The following is a 13,796-nucleotide window of genomic DNA, read 5'->3' on the forward strand; positions in this document are numbered from 1 at the left end:
GACACCCCCAGGAAACGCTCAAGGGAAATGCCCAAGGGAAACCCAAAGGGAAAACCCCAAGAAAGTTCCCAAGGATAACTCACGAGGAACAACGCAGATGCCGGCACCCGCTCTTTTGGACAACAGCCATTATGAACAGGCCTGCGATCAGGCGATCGCGATGTGCGACGGCAATCTGCGCAGCACCATCAAGGCGCTGATCATGGCCAACGAGTATCTGGAGGCAGAACTGGAAGAATTGCAGGCGGCGATCTCCGCCGGCTGCATTGCCGAGACCACACGCAGCAAGGTGCGGAGCAAGAGCAGCGCCGCTTGACTTTCAACATTGGAGCAACGCCATGTCGGATGTGACCTATTACGTTGCAATGCCCTTTTTGATCGATGCCGACGGATCTCCCGTCGCAGGCGCGGCGGAGGAGTGTCAGTCCTCATCGGCAGCACTGCGGCGCGCCGAGATCCTCGCGCGCGTTGCCGGCCATATCGGCGCGGTCGCCTTCAGCCGCAGCGGCGATCCCATGACCGGCGAATTCGGCGACGCGACGCTGCTGCGCAAATTCGGCAACGTGCCGGAAGATCTCGCCACGCTCTAGCATCAGCTGCTGATGAGCCTGATCCGCGGCTCATGCCGGCGATGCGCCTTGCGCACATACATCGCCGCATCGGCCTCCTCCAGGGCGCGGCCCGCATCGGAATGCGGACCGAGCAATGCGACGCCGGCAGAGGCGCCCGCCGTCACGTGCTGCCCGCGGAAGTCGAAGGACAATTCGTCGATCGCCTGCTCGAGGGTCGCGGCCTTCGCCTTGGCATCGGTCTCGTTGAGATTCCACAACAGCAGCGCGAACTCGTCGCCACCAAGCCTGCCGACCACGTCGGAGGCACGGATCTGCCGCGTCAGCGTCGCGACGATCGTCTTGAGCACCTCGTCGCCGGCGGCATGGCCGTAGGAATCGTTGATCGGCTTCAGCCGGTCGACATCGAGCACGATCAGCGCGCCGCTGGCGCGATACCGCTTCATGTAGGCGATGGCGCGCGTGAGCTCGCGCTCGAAGCCGCGCCGGTTCGGAATCTCGAGCAGGAAGTCGGTGTCGGCGGCTGCCTCGAGTTCCGAGATCCGCAGCAGGGCCGTCTTGAGCTTGGCCTTGAGGTCGCGAATGGTCGCCTTGCTGTTGCCGGCAACCGGCACTGTACGCGAGGCCAACCTGGCCGGGCGATTCGAGACGGCTTTGGATCGACCGGCGCTGGTTTTCCGGCCCTTTTTGGCCTTCGCAGCGCTCGCCCTTTTTGGTTTCTTCATGGGCATCCTGCTCAATGAAGGCTTGCGGGGATTCACCAAGACAGGATAGTGCATTCCCTTCTCCTTGCCACCGCCTTGCGAGCCGCCGGCCGGAACCGTTAATCTGGCCTATGTTTCTGCTTTCCCGAGCACAATTGACGTCATGACCGCGCCGATCGCCATTATCATGGGAAGCCAGTCGGATTGGGACACGATGCGGCATGCCGCCGATACGCTCGACGCGCTCGGCGTCGCCGCCGAGACCCGCATCGTTTCGGCCCACCGTACTCCCGACCGGCTGTTTGCCTTCGCCAAGGGCGCCAAGGCGGCGGGCTACAAGGTCATCATCGCCGGCGCCGGCGGCGCTGCGCATCTGCCGGGCATGGCCGCGGCACTGACGGAGCTCCCGGTCTTCGGCGTTCCCGTCGAATCGAAGACACTCAAGGGCATCGATTCGCTTTATTCCATCGTGCAGATGCCCGCGGGCATCCCGGTCGGCACCCTCGCCATCGGCAAGGCCGGCGCGATCAACGCGGCGCTGCTCGCGGCCGCGGTGCTGGCATTGTCCGACCCGGCCCTGTCCGGCCGCCTCGCCGCATGGCGCAAGGCGCAGACCGACGCGGTTGCCGAGCGTCCGGAGGACAAGGCGTGACTGACGCAAAGCAGGTGAAGCTGAAGCCCGGCGACACCATCGGAATCCTCGGCGGCGGACAATTGGGGCGGATGCTGGCGATGGCTGCGGCGCGGCTCGGCCTGCGCTGCCAGGTGTTCTCGCCCGATCCGGATTCGCCGGCCTTCGACGTCGTGCTCAACGCGACCTGCGCCGAATATGCCGACGTCGAAGCGCTGGAGCTGTTCGCCCACGACGTCGACGTCATCACCTATGAATTCGAGAACGTGCCGGCGGCCGCCGCGATGGTGCTGGATGCGCGCCGCCCGGTGCTGCCCAATCGCAAGATCCTCGAGACCACCCAGGACCGGCTCGCCGAGAAGGATTTCGTGACGAAGCTCGGCATCGGCACTGCGGCCTATGCCGACGTCACCTCCGTCACCTCGCTGCGCGAGGCGATCCTGAGGATTGGCCTGCCGGCGGTGCTGAAGACCCGCCGCTTCGGCTATGACGGCAAGGGCCAGGTCATCATCCGCGACGGCGACGACATCGCCAAGGTGTGGACCAGCCTTGCCACCAAATCGGCGATCCTGGAGGCCTTCATCCCGTACGAGCGCGAGATCTCGGTGATCGCGGCGCGCTCGGCCCCAGGTGAGGTCGAGTGTTTCGACGTGACCGAGAACGAGCACCGCGACCACATCCTGAAAGTGTCGCGCGCGCCGGCGCCGATCCCGGACGCGCTCGCGGACGAGGCGCGCAACGTCGCGAGCAAGATCGCGACGGCGCTCGACTATGTCGGCGTGCTGGCGGTGGAGATGTTCGTGCTCGCCAACGGCACCGGCTCGAAGGTGCTGGTGAACGAGATCGCCCCGCGCGTGCACAATTCCGGGCACTGGACGTTGGACGGCGCCTCCGTCTCGCAGTTCGAGCAGCACATCCGCGCCATCGCCGGCTGGCCGCTCGGCAAGCCGGTGCGCCATGGCGAGATCGTCACCATGACCAATCTGATCGGCGACGAGATCAACGACTACGACAAATGGCTGACGGTCCCGGGCGCGACGGTGCACATCTATGGCAAGGGCACACCGCGCCCCGGCCGCAAGATGGGCCACGTCACCGAAGTCCGGCCCGCCAAGGAGAAGTGAGCGGGACGGCAGCAGAGGCGGCAATCCCGCTTGACGATCACGCCGTCTTCACGCCCGCGACCACGCCCGCGGGCTCCTCGCTGAGCCAGCGATAGACCACCCCGCCGAGCGCACCGCCGATCAGCGGCGCAACCCAGAACAGCCAGAGCTGTGCCAACGCCCAGCCGCCGACGAACAGCGCGGGGCCCGTGCTGCGTGCCGGATTCACCGACGTGTTGGTGACGGGAATGCTGACGAGATGGATCATCACCAGCGCGAGCCCGATCGCGAGCGGCGCGAAGCCCGCAGGGGCGCGGCCGTGGGTGGCGCCCATGATGACGAACAGGAACATCATCGTCATCACCAGCTCGGTGATGAAGCACACCACCATGCCGTATTGGCCGGGCGAATGTGCGCCAAAGCCGTTCGACGCAAAGCCCTTGGTGACGTCGAAGCCCGGGGCGCCGCTGGCGATCACATAGAGCAGTGCGGCCGCAACGATCGCGCCGACGACCTGCGCGACGATATAGGGCAGGATCTGTCCGGTCGGAAAACGGCCGCCGGCTGCAAGACCGACCGTGACCGCCGGATTGAGATGGCAGCCCGAGATGTGGCCGATGGCATAGGCCATGGTGACCACGCTGAGACCGAACGCCAGGGACACTCCGACCAGACCGATTCCGACCTGGGGGAAGCCGGCCGCGATCACTGCGCTGCCACAACCTGCGAATGTGAGCCAGAAGGTGCCGATAGCTTCGGCAGCATATTTTTTCATATCCATTGTCGTCCCCTGATTTCAAAGATTCCGGAACAAAGCTCCGGTCGCGGCCCACCAAGGGCGCCAAACCGCCAAATCAGGGTCGCGTAGGGCCATTTTCGCCTCATTTAATGGCTGAACTTGGCCCGAAACACCTCTTGGCAGGTGGACATCTCAGGTTTTGTCTGATACATCCGCGCGCTCAAGGTTAAGGGCGCCGGGCTTTTTGCCATCCCCTTTGACTTACCAGAATTCAAATCGATCCACTGAAGAGGATGCCGCGTGCAGGTTCTCGTTCGCGATAACAATGTTGATCAAGCCCTCAAGGCGCTGAAGAAGAAGATGCAGCGCGAGGGGATTTTCCGCGAGATGAAGCTCCGCGGTCACTACGAAAAGCCCTCCGAGAAGAAGGCCCGTGAAAAGGCCGAGGCCGTGCGCCGCGCGCGCAAGCTGGCCCGCAAGAAGCTGCAGCGCGAAGGCCTGCTGCCGATGAAGCCGAAGCCGGTGTTCGGCGCCGGCCCCGGTGGCGAGCGTGGCGGTCGTGGCGGCCCGGGTGCAGGTCCGCGCGGACCGCGCTGATCTTTCCGGATTTACCAGACTCCAGTTTTCGATGACGCGGGCCCAGAGCCCGCGTTATTATTTTATAGCGGTGCCTTTCTGGGATGGGGCACTCCGATGCGGCACTAAAGCGCGATGAGGTTGATCATCGCGCTTTAGATTGTTGTTTGAGCATGATCTTTTCGGAAAACCGCGACACACTTTTCCGATCATGCTCTAGCGCGAGCGAACCGTAGATGGCCTCCCCTCTCCCCGAGCGCCGCTTGGCGCGACGACGCCTGATCTTGCGCCAGCCGCTCGCGCTGACTTTGATGGGAATTGCGCTGTGCGGCTGCTCCTTCGACCTGGGATCCTTGATGCCGGAGAAGGAGAAGCCGCAGGAGGCTCCGAAGGCGGCGGCGACTGCCGAGAGCGCGGTGAGCGCCGGCAACGTCACCGAAGCCCAGGCCCATACGGCAAAGGCCCAGTCCCTCGCCAGGTCAGGCGAGACCGCGGCGGCGCTCGACGAGTTCAACCGCGCCGTCGGGCTCGATCCCTACAATGCGCAGGCGCTCTATGGCCGCGCGCTGATCTACCAGGGCAACAGCCAGCACGATTTCGCCATCGCCGATTTCAGCGCGGCAAGCGGGCTCAACCCGCAGAAGGCCGAGCCGCTGCTCGGCCGCGCCACCAGCTATCTGGCGCTCGGCAAGGTCAAGGAAGCCGCGGCCGACCTGGATGAAGCCTCCGAGGCCGATCCGCACAATCCCCAGGTCTGGACCGCGCGCGGACAGGCCTATGAGCGGCTCGGCGACAGGGCCAAGGCGGCGGCGTCCTACAACAAGGCGGTTGCCCTGCGTCCACGCGACGATGCCGCCCGCAGCGGCCTCGCCCGCGTCGGCGGCTGACAGCGGGGTGGCTTAATCGGGGGTAGCACTCTTCGGCAGGACGGAGTGGAACATCGACTTCATGCCCGACAGCATCTCGTCCGCGACGTTGGTCTTCTTCGGCCGGGGCATGGCCCCATCGGCATCGGCACGGAGGTCGAGCGGCGGCGCAATCACCGGCACGGGAATGTCAGCCGGCGGCGTGATCCGGTTCGGGTCGTCACTGCCGACCGAGGCCGTGTAGGAGGGCGGCGAACCGGCATTGCCATACGCCTCGGTTGAGGGCGTGGACACCGTGATCGGCGGCGGCAGCGGACGGACCACGGACGGCTCCGTCGTGACGACACGCGGGGCCTCGGGGACGCGGGTGGCTTCGCGCACCGCGGGCTCGGGGCTCCGCTCGACCGGCCTGGTCTCGGCGGCTTTGGCTTCGGCAGCCTTTTCGGCAGCCTTGCCCTCAGGCGACTTGCGAAGACGCTCGATGGCGGCACGCGCCAGATCGTTGGCGTCGGGGGTCGCAGCCGGGGATGCAGCGGCCGGCGCAGAACTGGCCTCCACCACCGGGGCGGTGGCTGTCGGGGTCGACTTCGCGGCCGCCTTCTCGCGCGACGGGCGGCCGTGCGGGGCGGTCTCAGTGGGAGCTGTGTCCGCAGCCTTGGTCTCGGGCTTGTCGGCAGGCTTATCGGCCGCGGTCTTGTCCGTCACGCTCTTCTCGGAGACGCTCTTCTCGGAGACCCCCTTCGCCTTGACGCCGGGCGCGGGAAGTTTGGCGGTGTCCGTCGGCTTGGCGTCCCTGCCGGCCTCGGCAGGCGCAACGACGGCCGCGGGGGTATCCGCCGCCGGCTTGGCATTGATGTAGTGGTTAACGATGTAGGCCCCGATGATCGTCGCGAGCACCGAGGGGAAAATATCCATCGAGATTTTAGCGAGGTATTTCAGCATTTCTCGGCCACTCCCCGCGCGACCAGATGCGGGAACTTTGGGGCATTGTAAGGGATCAACTGCGACGGATCGATGGCAAAGGTAACCCTACGCCTTCAGCTCGATCTCAAGGAACACGATCTCAGTTGAGGTTTCGTTAAGTACGTCGTGCTGAACGCCGGCCTTTCGGAAGTAGGATTTTCCGGCCGCAAGCTGCGCCTTGGAGCGCTCGCCGCCAGGTGCCACGATGGTCATTTCGCCGGCGACGACGGGAACGATCACGTAGTCCATCCCATGGGTGTGGTGCCCGGTCGCGCTGCCGGGGGCGAGCCGCCATTCGGTTACCCGGACCTCTTCGTTGTCGATCTGGACGTCGGACTTGGCGGCAAGCATCGGAAACCTTTCCTGGGACGGAGCGCTTCAGGGCACGAAAACCATGAACACGTAGACGGCAAATACCACCATATGGACCAGGCCGAACAGGACATTGGTCCTGCCCGTACCGAAGGTCAGCATGCTCAGGAAGAAGGTCAGCAGCAGAAGCACGCTGCCCTGCGCGCTGAGGCCAAGCTCGAGCTCCTTGTCGAGCGCGTAGGTGGCCACACCGACGGCGGGGATGGTCAGGCCGATGGTCGCCAGCGACGAGCCGAGCGCGAGATTGATGCTCTTCTGGAGATCGTTCTTGCGGGCCGCCGCGATGGCCGCGACGCCCTCGGGCATCAGGATCAGCAGCGCGACCAGAAGGCCGGCGAAGGCCGGCGGCGCGCCGATCCTGACGCCGACGGCATCGACCACCAGCGAGAATTTCTTGGCCAGCAGCACGACCGCCAGCAGCGAGATCAGGAGCAGCGCCACGGTGAGCGCGAGCGCTCGGACCGACAGGTGCACCGCCCCGCCCTCACCCTCCGCCCGTTCATGAACGAAGTAATCCTTGTGCAGGACGGTCTGGGTGTAGAGGAACACCGCATAGAGCGCGAGCGTGACGACGTCGACGAAGCCGAGCTGAACGGACGAATAGACCGGTCCCGGCGTGGTGGTCGTGTAGTTCGGCATGATCAGCGTGATGGTCGCGAGCGCGAACAGGACGCTGAGATAGACGTTGGCGCCGGAGAGCTGAAAGCCCTGCTCGCGATAGCGCAGGCCGCCGATGAAGATGCAGAGCCCGACGAGGCCGTTGCAGACGATCATGACCACGGCGAACACGGTGTCGCGTGCCAGTTCCGGCGCCGGCTTTTCGCCCAGCATGATCGTGGTGATCAGCGCCACCTCGATGATGGTCACCGAGAGCGTCAGCACCAGCGTGCCATAGGGCTCACCGACCCTTTCGGCGATCACCTCGGCATGATGAACGGCGGCGAACACCGTGCCGAACAGGATGACCAGAAGGACGATGGCGAAGACGAGGCCGGCCAGCGACAGCGTGAAGACGTAGCCCGTCACGCTGACGGCAACGAACAACAGCACGGCCAGCGCCGGAAAGATCCAGGCCGACCGGGGCATCGGACTATGCGCGCTCATCCACTGGCTCCAGTTGTGCAACCGAGCAGTAGCAAATCGGCCATCAGATTCAATGCCAGTGCAGGATCGGCGCGATCGGCAGGAGGGTCAGCAGCAGGAATAGCGGGATCAGCACGGCGCCGGCGCGCAGGAGATAGCCGAAGAAGCTCGGCATCTCGATGCCGTTCTCGCTGGCGATGCTGCTGACCATGAAGTTCGGCGCATTGCCGATATAGGTGAGCGCGCCCATGTAGACCGCACCCATGGAAATGGAGGCGAGCGTGCCCGACATGGCATGCATCAGCACTTGCGGGTCGCCGCCGGCCAGCTCGAAGAACAGCAGATAGGTCGGCGCATTGTCGAGGAATGCCGACATCAGCCCGGTGCACCAGAAATACGCGGCCTCGCGCGGCGTGCCGTCCGGCGCAGTGACCGCCGACAGCAGCCAGGCGAAGGCGCCGTGATGGCCGGCATCGAGCATGGCTATGACCGGAATGATGGCGACGAAGATGCCCGCGAACAGCTTTGCGACCTCGCGGATCGGTTCCCAGGTGAAGCCGTTGGCCTGCCTGTGCTCGTCCGGCGTCAGCCAGACCGAGAGCGCCGCAATCGCCAGCAGCGCCGCGTTGCGGGCGAGATCTTCCAGCTCCAACCTGGTGCCGAGAATGTCGAACGCGATGCCGGGCTTCCACGTCGCCGAGGCCAGCAGACTGGCGACGATGACCGCAATCAGCACCAGATTGACGAGGCCGCGGATCCGCACCGGCTTCCCAGGACCTGCGTCGCCGAGCGGCGGCTCGCGCCCGAAACGCCAGACGTCGACGGCGACGAAGATGACGAGCAGCAGTCCGGCGACGATCACCGTCTGCAACCAGATGTTCCGCGTGGTCCAGAAGAAGTCGACGCCGTGCAGGAAGCCGACGAACAGCGGGGGATCGCCGAGCGGGCTCAGTGCGCCGCCGACATTGGCGACCAGGATGATGAAGAAGATGACGACGTGAGCGTTGTGGCGCCGGTCCCGGTTGGCGCGGATCAGGGGGCGGATCAGGATCATCGCCGCGCCCGTGGTGCCGACGACGCTCGCCATCAGCGTGCCGAGCGCGAGGATGCCGGTATTCGCCGCCGGCGTACCCTTGATGTCGCCCGTGACGAGAATGCCGCCGGCCACGACGTAGAGCGAGAACAGCAGCACGATGAAGCCGAGATATTCGGCGAGCATGGCGTGGATCAGCGCGGCCAGCGTTGCCACGCTTCCGGCAAAGATCACGAGCGAGCCGAGCGCCAGCAGCGACCACGCCGCGGCGATCTTGCCGTAGTGATGGTGCCAGAATTTCGCGAACAGCAGCGGCCCGAGCGCGATCGACAGCAACAGGCCGGCAAAGGGCAGCGCATAGGGCCAGCGCATCGCCGCGCCGTCGATCCCCGACGCCGCCCATGCGGGCTGCGGCAACAGCGAAAGAGGCGCGGCGACGACCACGCAGCTCCGCCAGGGCGCAAACCGTCTAGGAAGCAATGAATCGCCTCGCTGTCTCGACCGCACCGAATGCATCGAGATTGTCGTGTCCGCCGCCCGCAAAGCGAACGAACTGTTTCGGTTCATGCGCGAGCGCGAACAGACGCTCCCCGAACACCATCGAAATGGCAAGGTCATTGGTGCCATGCATCACCAGGAGCGGCACCTTGACGCGCGCGATCCGCTGGTCGGAGCGAAACCGATCGCGCATCAGAAGCCGGACCGGAACGAAGCGGAACGCCGCGGCAGCAACATCGACCGTCGAGGTGTACGGCGCCTCCAGGATCAATTTGCCGACGGGATGCTCGGACGCGATGGCGACCGCGACGCCCGTCCCCAGCGAGAAGCCCCATGCGACGATTCGTTCCGCGGCATAGCGCGCGGTGGTGAAGGCGTAGGCGGAAGCGGCATCCCGCAGCAGCCCCTCTTCGCTCGGCGCTCCGCTCGAGCCGGCATAGCCGCGATAGGACAGCGCGACGAGCCCGGTGCCGTCAGCTGTCATCGCCCTGAAGCGATCGACGCGGCCGGCGAGGTAATCGCCATTACCCGGAAAGAACAGGATCACGGGACGGCCGGGCTTCGCCGGCACGTGCCAGAGGATGACCTTCTCGCCATCGGAGGTGGTCAGGACATGCTCTTCAGCCTCGGGCAGGCCTGCAGCATCCGGAGCAGTCCGGCCGACGGGCGGGATCGGAAACAGCATCTCGCGCTGGCGGACATACAGCACGGCGAGACCGGCAAGATAGAGGCTCGCGAGCAGGATGAGGGTCCATTTGACGATGGTCATCATGTGCGCGGCCGGCCCTCGATCCAGACTAGGGCTTGCGATAGCTCCGCAGCAATTTCATGACGTGGGGCCGTATGCTGGCGGGAACGTCGCGGCAGCCGCACGCCGCCTTGCGGGCTGCGTGCCAGGCGATGCGCTGCTCGCGCGTTGCCTTGGGCGACATGCGATGGGACCGGTGGCATTCCTTGTTGATGGCCACGGTCCCTCTCGCGCTACATCGCCTTGACGATGTTCTCGGTGACCTTCTTGGCGTCGCCGAGCAGCATCATGGTATTGTCGCGGTAGAACAGCGGATTGTCGATACCGGCATAGCCCGAGGCCAGCGAGCGCTTGATGAACATCACCGTGCCCGCCTTCCAGACCTGGAGCACCGGCATGCCGTAGATCGGTGAGGACTTGTCCTCTTCGGCGGCCGGGTTGGTGACGTCGTTGGCGCCGATCACGAAGGCGATGTCGGCCTGCGCGAACTCGGAGTTGATGTCCTCGAGCTCGAACACCTCGTCATAGGGCACGTTGGCTTCGGCGAGCAGCACGTTCATGTGGCCGGGCATGCGGCCCGCGACGGGGTGAATGGCGTATTTCACCTCGACGCCTTCCTTCTTCAGGATGTCCGCCATCTCGCGCAGCGCGTGCTGGGCCTGCGCCACCGCCATGCCGTAGCCCGGCACGATGATGACCTTGGAGGCGTTCTTCATGATGAAGGCGGCATCGTCGGCCGAGCCGAGCTTGGCGGGCTTCTGCTCGCCGGTGCCGCCGCCGGCCGCGGCGGTCTCGCCGCCGAAACCGCCGAGAATGACCGATATGAAGGACCGGTTCATCGCGTGGCACATGATGTAGGACAGGATCGCACCCGACGAGCCGACCAGCGCGCCGGTGATGATCAGCGCCGAGTTGCCGAGCGTGAAGCCGATGCCGGCCGCGGCCCACCCCGAATAGGAGTTCAGCATCGAGATCACGACCGGCATGTCGGCGCCGCCGATCGGGATGATCATGAGCACGCCGAGCAGAAGCGCAAGGATGACGTTCAGCCAGAAGAACACGGGGCTGCCGGTGACGACGAGGCCGACGATGCAGGCGACCAGCGCCACCGCGAGCGCGACGTTGATCACGTGGCGGGCCGGCAGGATGATCGGAGCGCCGCTCATTCGCGCCGACAGCTTGAGGAACGCGATCACCGAACCGGTGAAGGTCAGCGCGCCGATGGCGACGCCGAGCGACATTTCCACCAGGCTCTGGGTGTGAATATTGCCGGGCGTGCCGATGTCGAAAGCCTCGGGCGCATAGAACGCGCCGGCGGCGACCAGCACCGCGGCCATGCCGACCAGCGAGTGGAAGGCCGCGACGAGCTCCGGCATCGACGTCATCGGCACGCGCCGCGCAATCACCGCGCCGATGGCGGCGCCGATCGCGATGCCGACGATCACCAGCACCCAGGCGAGACCGTCCGCCGGCGGATGGTTGGCGAGCGTGGTGGCGACCGCGATCGCCATGCCGATCATGCCGAACAGATTGCCCTGGCGCGACGACGCCGGGCTCGACAACCCGCGCAGCGACAGGATGAACAGCACTCCTGCCACGAGATACAGCAATGCAGAGAGGTTGGCGCTCATCTCAGGTCCCCATTGATCCCATCAGCCCGAGGTGGCCGCTTACTTCGACTTCTTCTTGTACATCGCCAGCATGCGCTGGGTGACAAGGAAGCCGCCGAAGATGTTGATGCAGGCAAAGATCAGCGCAACGAAGCCGAAGGCGCGCGCCCAGCCCGAGCCGCTCGAAACGTTGGCGACGCCGCCGGCGAGCAGCGCACCGACCACGATCACCGAGGAGATCGCGTTGGTCACGCTCATCAGCGGCGTGTGCAGTGCCGGCGTCACCGACCACACCACGAAATAGCCGACGAAGACGGCGAGAACGAAGATCGACAGCCGGAAGATGAAGGGGTCGACGACCTGTGCAGCATGCTCCATAGCGGATCTCCTTAAGCCTTCGGCTGGAAGTTCGGGTGGATCACGGCGCCGTCCTTGGTCAGCGCGGTCGCCTTGACCAGTTCGTCGTCCCAGTTCACGGCGAGCTTCTTCTCCTTCTTGTCGACCATGGTCTCGATGAAGGAGAACAGATTGCGCGCATAGAGGCTGGAGGCCGAGGCCGCGACGCGGCCTGCGACGTTGGTGTAGCCGACGATCTTGATGCCATCGAGGTCGACGACCTCACCGGCCTTGGCGCCTTCGACATTGCCGCCGCGCTCGACGGCCAGATCGACCAGCACCGAACCGGGCTTCATCGACCTGACCATCTCGGCGCTGACGAGCTTCGGCGCAGGCCGGCCCGGGATCAGCGCCGTGGTGATGACGATGTCCTGCTTCTTGATGTGCTCGGCGGTCAGCGCAGCCTGCTTGGCCTGGTATTCCTTGGACATCTCCTTGGCGTAGCCGCCGGCGGTCTGCGCGTTCTTGAACTCCTCGTCCTCGACGGCGAGGAACTTTGCGCCGAGCGACTCGACCTGTTCCTTGGTCGCGGGCCGGACGTCGGTCGCGGTGACCACGGCGCCGAGGCGGCGCGCGGTCGCGATCGCCTGGAGGCCGGCGACGCCGACGCCCATCACGAACACTTTTGCGGCGGGCACGGTGCCGGCCGCGGTCATCATCATCGGGAAGGCGCGGCCGAAGGCCTCGGCGCCCTCGATCACGGCGCGGTAGCCGGCGAGGTTGGCCTGCGAGGACAGCACGTCCATCACCTGAGCGCGGGTGATGCGTGGCATCAGCTCCATCGCGAAAGCGGCGATGCCGGCATCGGCCATCGCCTTCAGCGCGGCCTCGTTGCCATAGGGGTCCATGATGGCGATGACGAGCGCGCCGCGCTTGTACTGCGCAAGCTCGGAGGCCTCGGGGCGCTTCACCTTGATGATGATGTCGGCGTCCCTGAGCGCGTCAGCGCTGACGGTGGCACCCACGGCGGTGAATTCGGAATCCGGCAGGCCCGACTTGATGCCGGCACCCGGCTCGACCGCGATCTCGGCGCCCAGCGCCTTGAACTTCTTCACCGTATCAGGCGAAGCGGCGACACGCGGCTCCGACGGATCGATTTCCTTGGCAACGGCGATCTTCATAGGCCCTCCGGCGACGCGGGACAAAGCGCGCACGCGAACTTAGCGTCACTCCCGCAACGTTGGATACCGGTTTTGGCACCGGCTTGAATGCAAATTTTGTGAGCACCGACGACGCTGGCGGTGCAACAAGCGCATGGATCAGGTGAGGAAGATCGCCATCAGGATCACGATGAGCGCGACCGAGGCCGTGCCGTACTTCACCAGCTTGATGAAGCCCTCATAGGTCTGCTCGTGGGCAACGTAGTCGTTGCCGTCGGCAGTGGTGTATGCCACTTCGCTATGGTCAGCCATGGATTGTCCCCAGTCGAAAGTCGAATTCTCGGGCTGGGATACCTTAATCTTTCGGGCAGGGCAACGGCAGGCAGAGGCGGTTTTCCCGCAAATCGGGTCATCTGGAATCCCAATTGTCACGGGCCCAGCGCGTGAGGCTCTGCTCGCTGACTTCGCCGTCGGCAAGGGCGAGGATGATGGTCGTCGCTTCTGCGGGATCGGGACTGAACGCCGCGCCATTCTTGTGGAGGAAGACCATCATCGCCATGAAGGCGATGCGCTTGTTTCCGTCGACGAAGGCGTGGTTTTTCGCAAGGCCGAATGCATAGGCTGCAGCGAGCTCGTCCATCGGCGCCTGCTCATAGCGCCATTTGTTGATTGGCCGCTCCAGCACCGAGCGCAGCATGCCCTCGTCGCGCAATCCCGGCGCACCACCGAAGCGCCGGAGTTGGCGACCGTGAATTGCGACAGCCTGCTCGTAGGTGATCCAGAGCGGCTCCTGAGGATCGCTCAT

At 65.2% G+C, this 13,796-nt stretch carries 19 protein-coding genes; 6 read left to right on the forward strand and 13 right to left on the reverse strand.

The genetic code is table 11. The features are described 5' to 3' along the window. Positions 1–97 precede the first annotated feature (97 nt). Together ACNJYB_RS31510 and ACNJYB_RS31515 are read left to right on the forward strand one after the other, a co-directional pair. Positions 98–316 (forward strand): hypothetical protein, encoded by a 219-nt coding sequence (locus tag ACNJYB_RS31510; protein ID WP_439370420.1) that lies wholly within the window; start codon positions 98–100, stop codon positions 314–316. Between the two features lie 22 nt (positions 317–338). Next, positions 339–590: a hypothetical protein gene (locus tag ACNJYB_RS31515; RefSeq protein ID WP_439370421.1), complete on the forward strand. Its 252-nt coding sequence runs from the start codon at positions 339–341 to the stop codon at positions 588–590. A 2-nt stretch (positions 591–592) separates the two neighbouring features. Here ACNJYB_RS31515 and ACNJYB_RS31520 read toward each other — a convergent pair whose 3' ends face one another. Then, a complete protein-coding gene (locus tag ACNJYB_RS31520; protein ID WP_439370422.1) occupies positions 593–1,294 on the reverse strand; it encodes a GGDEF domain-containing protein in 702 nt (233 codons plus the stop codon). Between the two features lie 142 nt (positions 1,295–1,436). Between ACNJYB_RS31520 and purE the strand changes: the two genes are divergently transcribed. Then, a complete protein-coding gene (gene purE / locus ACNJYB_RS31525; protein WP_439370423.1) occupies positions 1,437–1,925 on the forward strand; it encodes a 5-(carboxyamino)imidazole ribonucleotide mutase in 489 nt (162 codons plus the stop codon). Continuing rightward, the gene (locus ACNJYB_RS31530) at positions 1,922–3,028 is read left to right on the forward strand and encodes a 5-(carboxyamino)imidazole ribonucleotide synthase (RefSeq protein WP_439370424.1); all 1,107 of its coding nucleotides are present in this window, start codon (positions 1,922–1,924) and stop codon (positions 3,026–3,028) included. Before purE ends, ACNJYB_RS31530 begins: the two co-directional genes overlap by 4 nt. A 37-nt stretch (positions 3,029–3,065) precedes the next feature. Here ACNJYB_RS31530 and aqpZ read toward each other — a convergent pair whose 3' ends face one another. Continuing rightward, positions 3,066–3,788 (reverse strand): aquaporin Z, encoded by a 723-nt coding sequence (gene aqpZ / locus ACNJYB_RS31535; protein WP_439370425.1) that lies wholly within the window; start codon positions 3,786–3,788, stop codon positions 3,066–3,068. Positions 3,789–4,046: 258 nt separating this feature from the next. On the opposite strand from aqpZ, the gene rpsU reads away from it, so the two are divergent. Further along, positions 4,047–4,343 carry a 30S ribosomal protein S21 gene (gene rpsU, locus ACNJYB_RS31540; protein ID WP_027545547.1) on the forward strand — a complete coding sequence of 99 codons (297 nt, stop codon included), beginning with the start codon at positions 4,047–4,049 and terminating at the stop codon, positions 4,341–4,343. Positions 4,344–4,558: 215 nt separating this feature from the next. Continuing rightward, positions 4,559–5,209: a tetratricopeptide repeat protein gene (locus ACNJYB_RS31545; protein WP_439370426.1), complete on the forward strand. Its 651-nt coding sequence runs from the start codon at positions 4,559–4,561 to the stop codon at positions 5,207–5,209. A 12-nt stretch (positions 5,210–5,221) separates the two neighbouring features. On the opposite strand, the gene ACNJYB_RS31550 is transcribed toward ACNJYB_RS31545, so the two are convergent. The 11 genes from ACNJYB_RS31550 to ACNJYB_RS31600 all read right to left on the reverse strand — a co-directional run bounded on the left by ACNJYB_RS31550 (position 5,222) and on the right by ACNJYB_RS31600 (position 13,796). Next, positions 5,222–6,130 (reverse strand): hypothetical protein, encoded by a 909-nt coding sequence (locus ACNJYB_RS31550; protein ID WP_439370427.1) that lies wholly within the window; start codon positions 6,128–6,130, stop codon positions 5,222–5,224. A gap of 87 nt (positions 6,131–6,217) precedes the next feature. Continuing rightward, on the reverse strand, positions 6,218–6,502 hold the full coding sequence (locus tag ACNJYB_RS31555; protein ID WP_283021696.1) for a cupin domain-containing protein: 285 nt from the start codon (positions 6,500–6,502) through the stop codon (positions 6,218–6,220). A gap of 27 nt (positions 6,503–6,529) precedes the next feature. Then, a complete protein-coding gene (locus tag ACNJYB_RS31560) occupies positions 6,530–7,627 on the reverse strand; it encodes a calcium:proton antiporter (RefSeq protein WP_439370428.1) in 1,098 nt (365 codons plus the stop codon). Positions 7,628–7,676: 49 nt separating this feature from the next. Further along, entirely contained in the window at positions 7,677–9,155 is a 1,479-nt protein-coding gene (locus ACNJYB_RS31565) for a sodium:proton antiporter (protein WP_439370429.1), read from the reverse strand. After that, positions 9,109–9,906: an alpha/beta hydrolase gene (locus ACNJYB_RS31570; protein ID WP_439375693.1), complete on the reverse strand. Its 798-nt coding sequence runs from the start codon at positions 9,904–9,906 to the stop codon at positions 9,109–9,111. Before ACNJYB_RS31570 ends, ACNJYB_RS31565 begins: the two co-directional genes overlap by 47 nt. Positions 9,907–9,934: 28 nt before the next feature. After that, a complete protein-coding gene (locus tag ACNJYB_RS31575) occupies positions 9,935–10,105 on the reverse strand; it encodes a hypothetical protein (protein ID WP_439370430.1) in 171 nt (56 codons plus the stop codon). Positions 10,106–10,118: 13 nt separating this feature from the next. Further along, a complete protein-coding gene (locus tag ACNJYB_RS31580; protein ID WP_439370431.1) occupies positions 10,119–11,516 on the reverse strand; it encodes an NAD(P)(+) transhydrogenase (Re/Si-specific) subunit beta in 1,398 nt (465 codons plus the stop codon). A 39-nt stretch (positions 11,517–11,555) separates the two neighbouring features. Beyond that, positions 11,556–11,873: a proton-translocating transhydrogenase family protein gene (locus ACNJYB_RS31585; RefSeq protein WP_014492434.1), complete on the reverse strand. Its 318-nt coding sequence runs from the start codon at positions 11,871–11,873 to the stop codon at positions 11,556–11,558. 11 nt (positions 11,874–11,884) lie between these two features. After that, complete coding sequence (locus tag ACNJYB_RS31590) at positions 11,885–13,012, reverse strand: Re/Si-specific NAD(P)(+) transhydrogenase subunit alpha (RefSeq protein ID WP_439370432.1); 1,128 nt, start codon at positions 13,010–13,012, stop codon at positions 11,885–11,887. A gap of 138 nt (positions 13,013–13,150) precedes the next feature. Next, entirely contained in the window at positions 13,151–13,303 is a 153-nt protein-coding gene (locus tag ACNJYB_RS31595; RefSeq protein WP_008136857.1) for an aa3-type cytochrome c oxidase subunit IV, read from the reverse strand. A gap of 97 nt (positions 13,304–13,400) precedes the next feature. Next, positions 13,401–13,796 (reverse strand): type II toxin-antitoxin system death-on-curing family toxin, encoded by a 396-nt coding sequence (locus ACNJYB_RS31600; RefSeq protein ID WP_439370433.1) that lies wholly within the window; start codon positions 13,794–13,796, stop codon positions 13,401–13,403.

The sequence above is a fragment of the Bradyrhizobium sp. SMVTL-02 genome (assembly GCF_051853005.1).
In the GTDB taxonomy this organism is placed as follows: Bacteria; Pseudomonadota; Alphaproteobacteria; order Rhizobiales; family Xanthobacteraceae; genus Bradyrhizobium.

Bases quoted from the DNA above. Each gene is read 5' to 3' on its own strand.
- purE (WP_439370423.1), top strand. From the start codon at position 1,437: ATGACCGCGCCGATCGCCATTATCATGGGAAGCCAGTCGGATTGGGAC.
- ACNJYB_RS31550 (WP_439370427.1), bottom strand. From the start codon at position 6,130: ATGCTGAAATACCTCGCTAAAATCTCGATGGATATTTTCCCCTCGGTG.
- ACNJYB_RS31520 (WP_439370422.1), bottom strand. From the start codon at position 1,294: ATGAAGAAACCAAAAAGGGCGAGCGCTGCGAAGGCCAAAAAGGGCCGG.
- ACNJYB_RS31595 (WP_008136857.1), bottom strand. From the start codon at position 13,303: ATGGCTGACCATAGCGAAGTGGCATACACCACTGCCGACGGCAACGAC.
- ACNJYB_RS31570 (WP_439375693.1), bottom strand. From the start codon at position 9,906: ATGACCATCGTCAAATGGACCCTCATCCTGCTCGCGAGCCTCTATCTT.
- ACNJYB_RS31565 (WP_439370429.1), bottom strand. From the start codon at position 9,155: ATGCATTCGGTGCGGTCGAGACAGCGAGGCGATTCATTGCTTCCTAGA.
- ACNJYB_RS31510 (WP_439370420.1), top strand. From the start codon at position 98: ATGCCGGCACCCGCTCTTTTGGACAACAGCCATTATGAACAGGCCTGC.
- aqpZ (WP_439370425.1), bottom strand. From the start codon at position 3,788: ATGGATATGAAAAAATATGCTGCCGAAGCTATCGGCACCTTCTGGCTC.
- ACNJYB_RS31555 (WP_283021696.1), bottom strand. From the start codon at position 6,502: ATGCTTGCCGCCAAGTCCGACGTCCAGATCGACAACGAAGAGGTCCGG.
- ACNJYB_RS31585 (WP_014492434.1), bottom strand. From the start codon at position 11,873: ATGGAGCATGCTGCACAGGTCGTCGACCCCTTCATCTTCCGGCTGTCG.
- ACNJYB_RS31515 (WP_439370421.1), top strand. From the start codon at position 339: ATGTCGGATGTGACCTATTACGTTGCAATGCCCTTTTTGATCGATGCC.
- ACNJYB_RS31590 (WP_439370432.1), bottom strand. From the start codon at position 13,012: ATGAAGATCGCCGTTGCCAAGGAAATCGATCCGTCGGAGCCGCGTGTC.
- ACNJYB_RS31600 (WP_439370433.1), bottom strand. From the start codon at position 13,796: ATGAGCGATCCTCAGGAGCCGCTCTGGATCACCTACGAGCAGGCTGTC.
- ACNJYB_RS31545 (WP_439370426.1), top strand. From the start codon at position 4,559: ATGGCCTCCCCTCTCCCCGAGCGCCGCTTGGCGCGACGACGCCTGATC.
- ACNJYB_RS31580 (WP_439370431.1), bottom strand. From the start codon at position 11,516: ATGAGCGCCAACCTCTCTGCATTGCTGTATCTCGTGGCAGGAGTGCTG.
- ACNJYB_RS31560 (WP_439370428.1), bottom strand. From the start codon at position 7,627: ATGAGCGCGCATAGTCCGATGCCCCGGTCGGCCTGGATCTTTCCGGCG.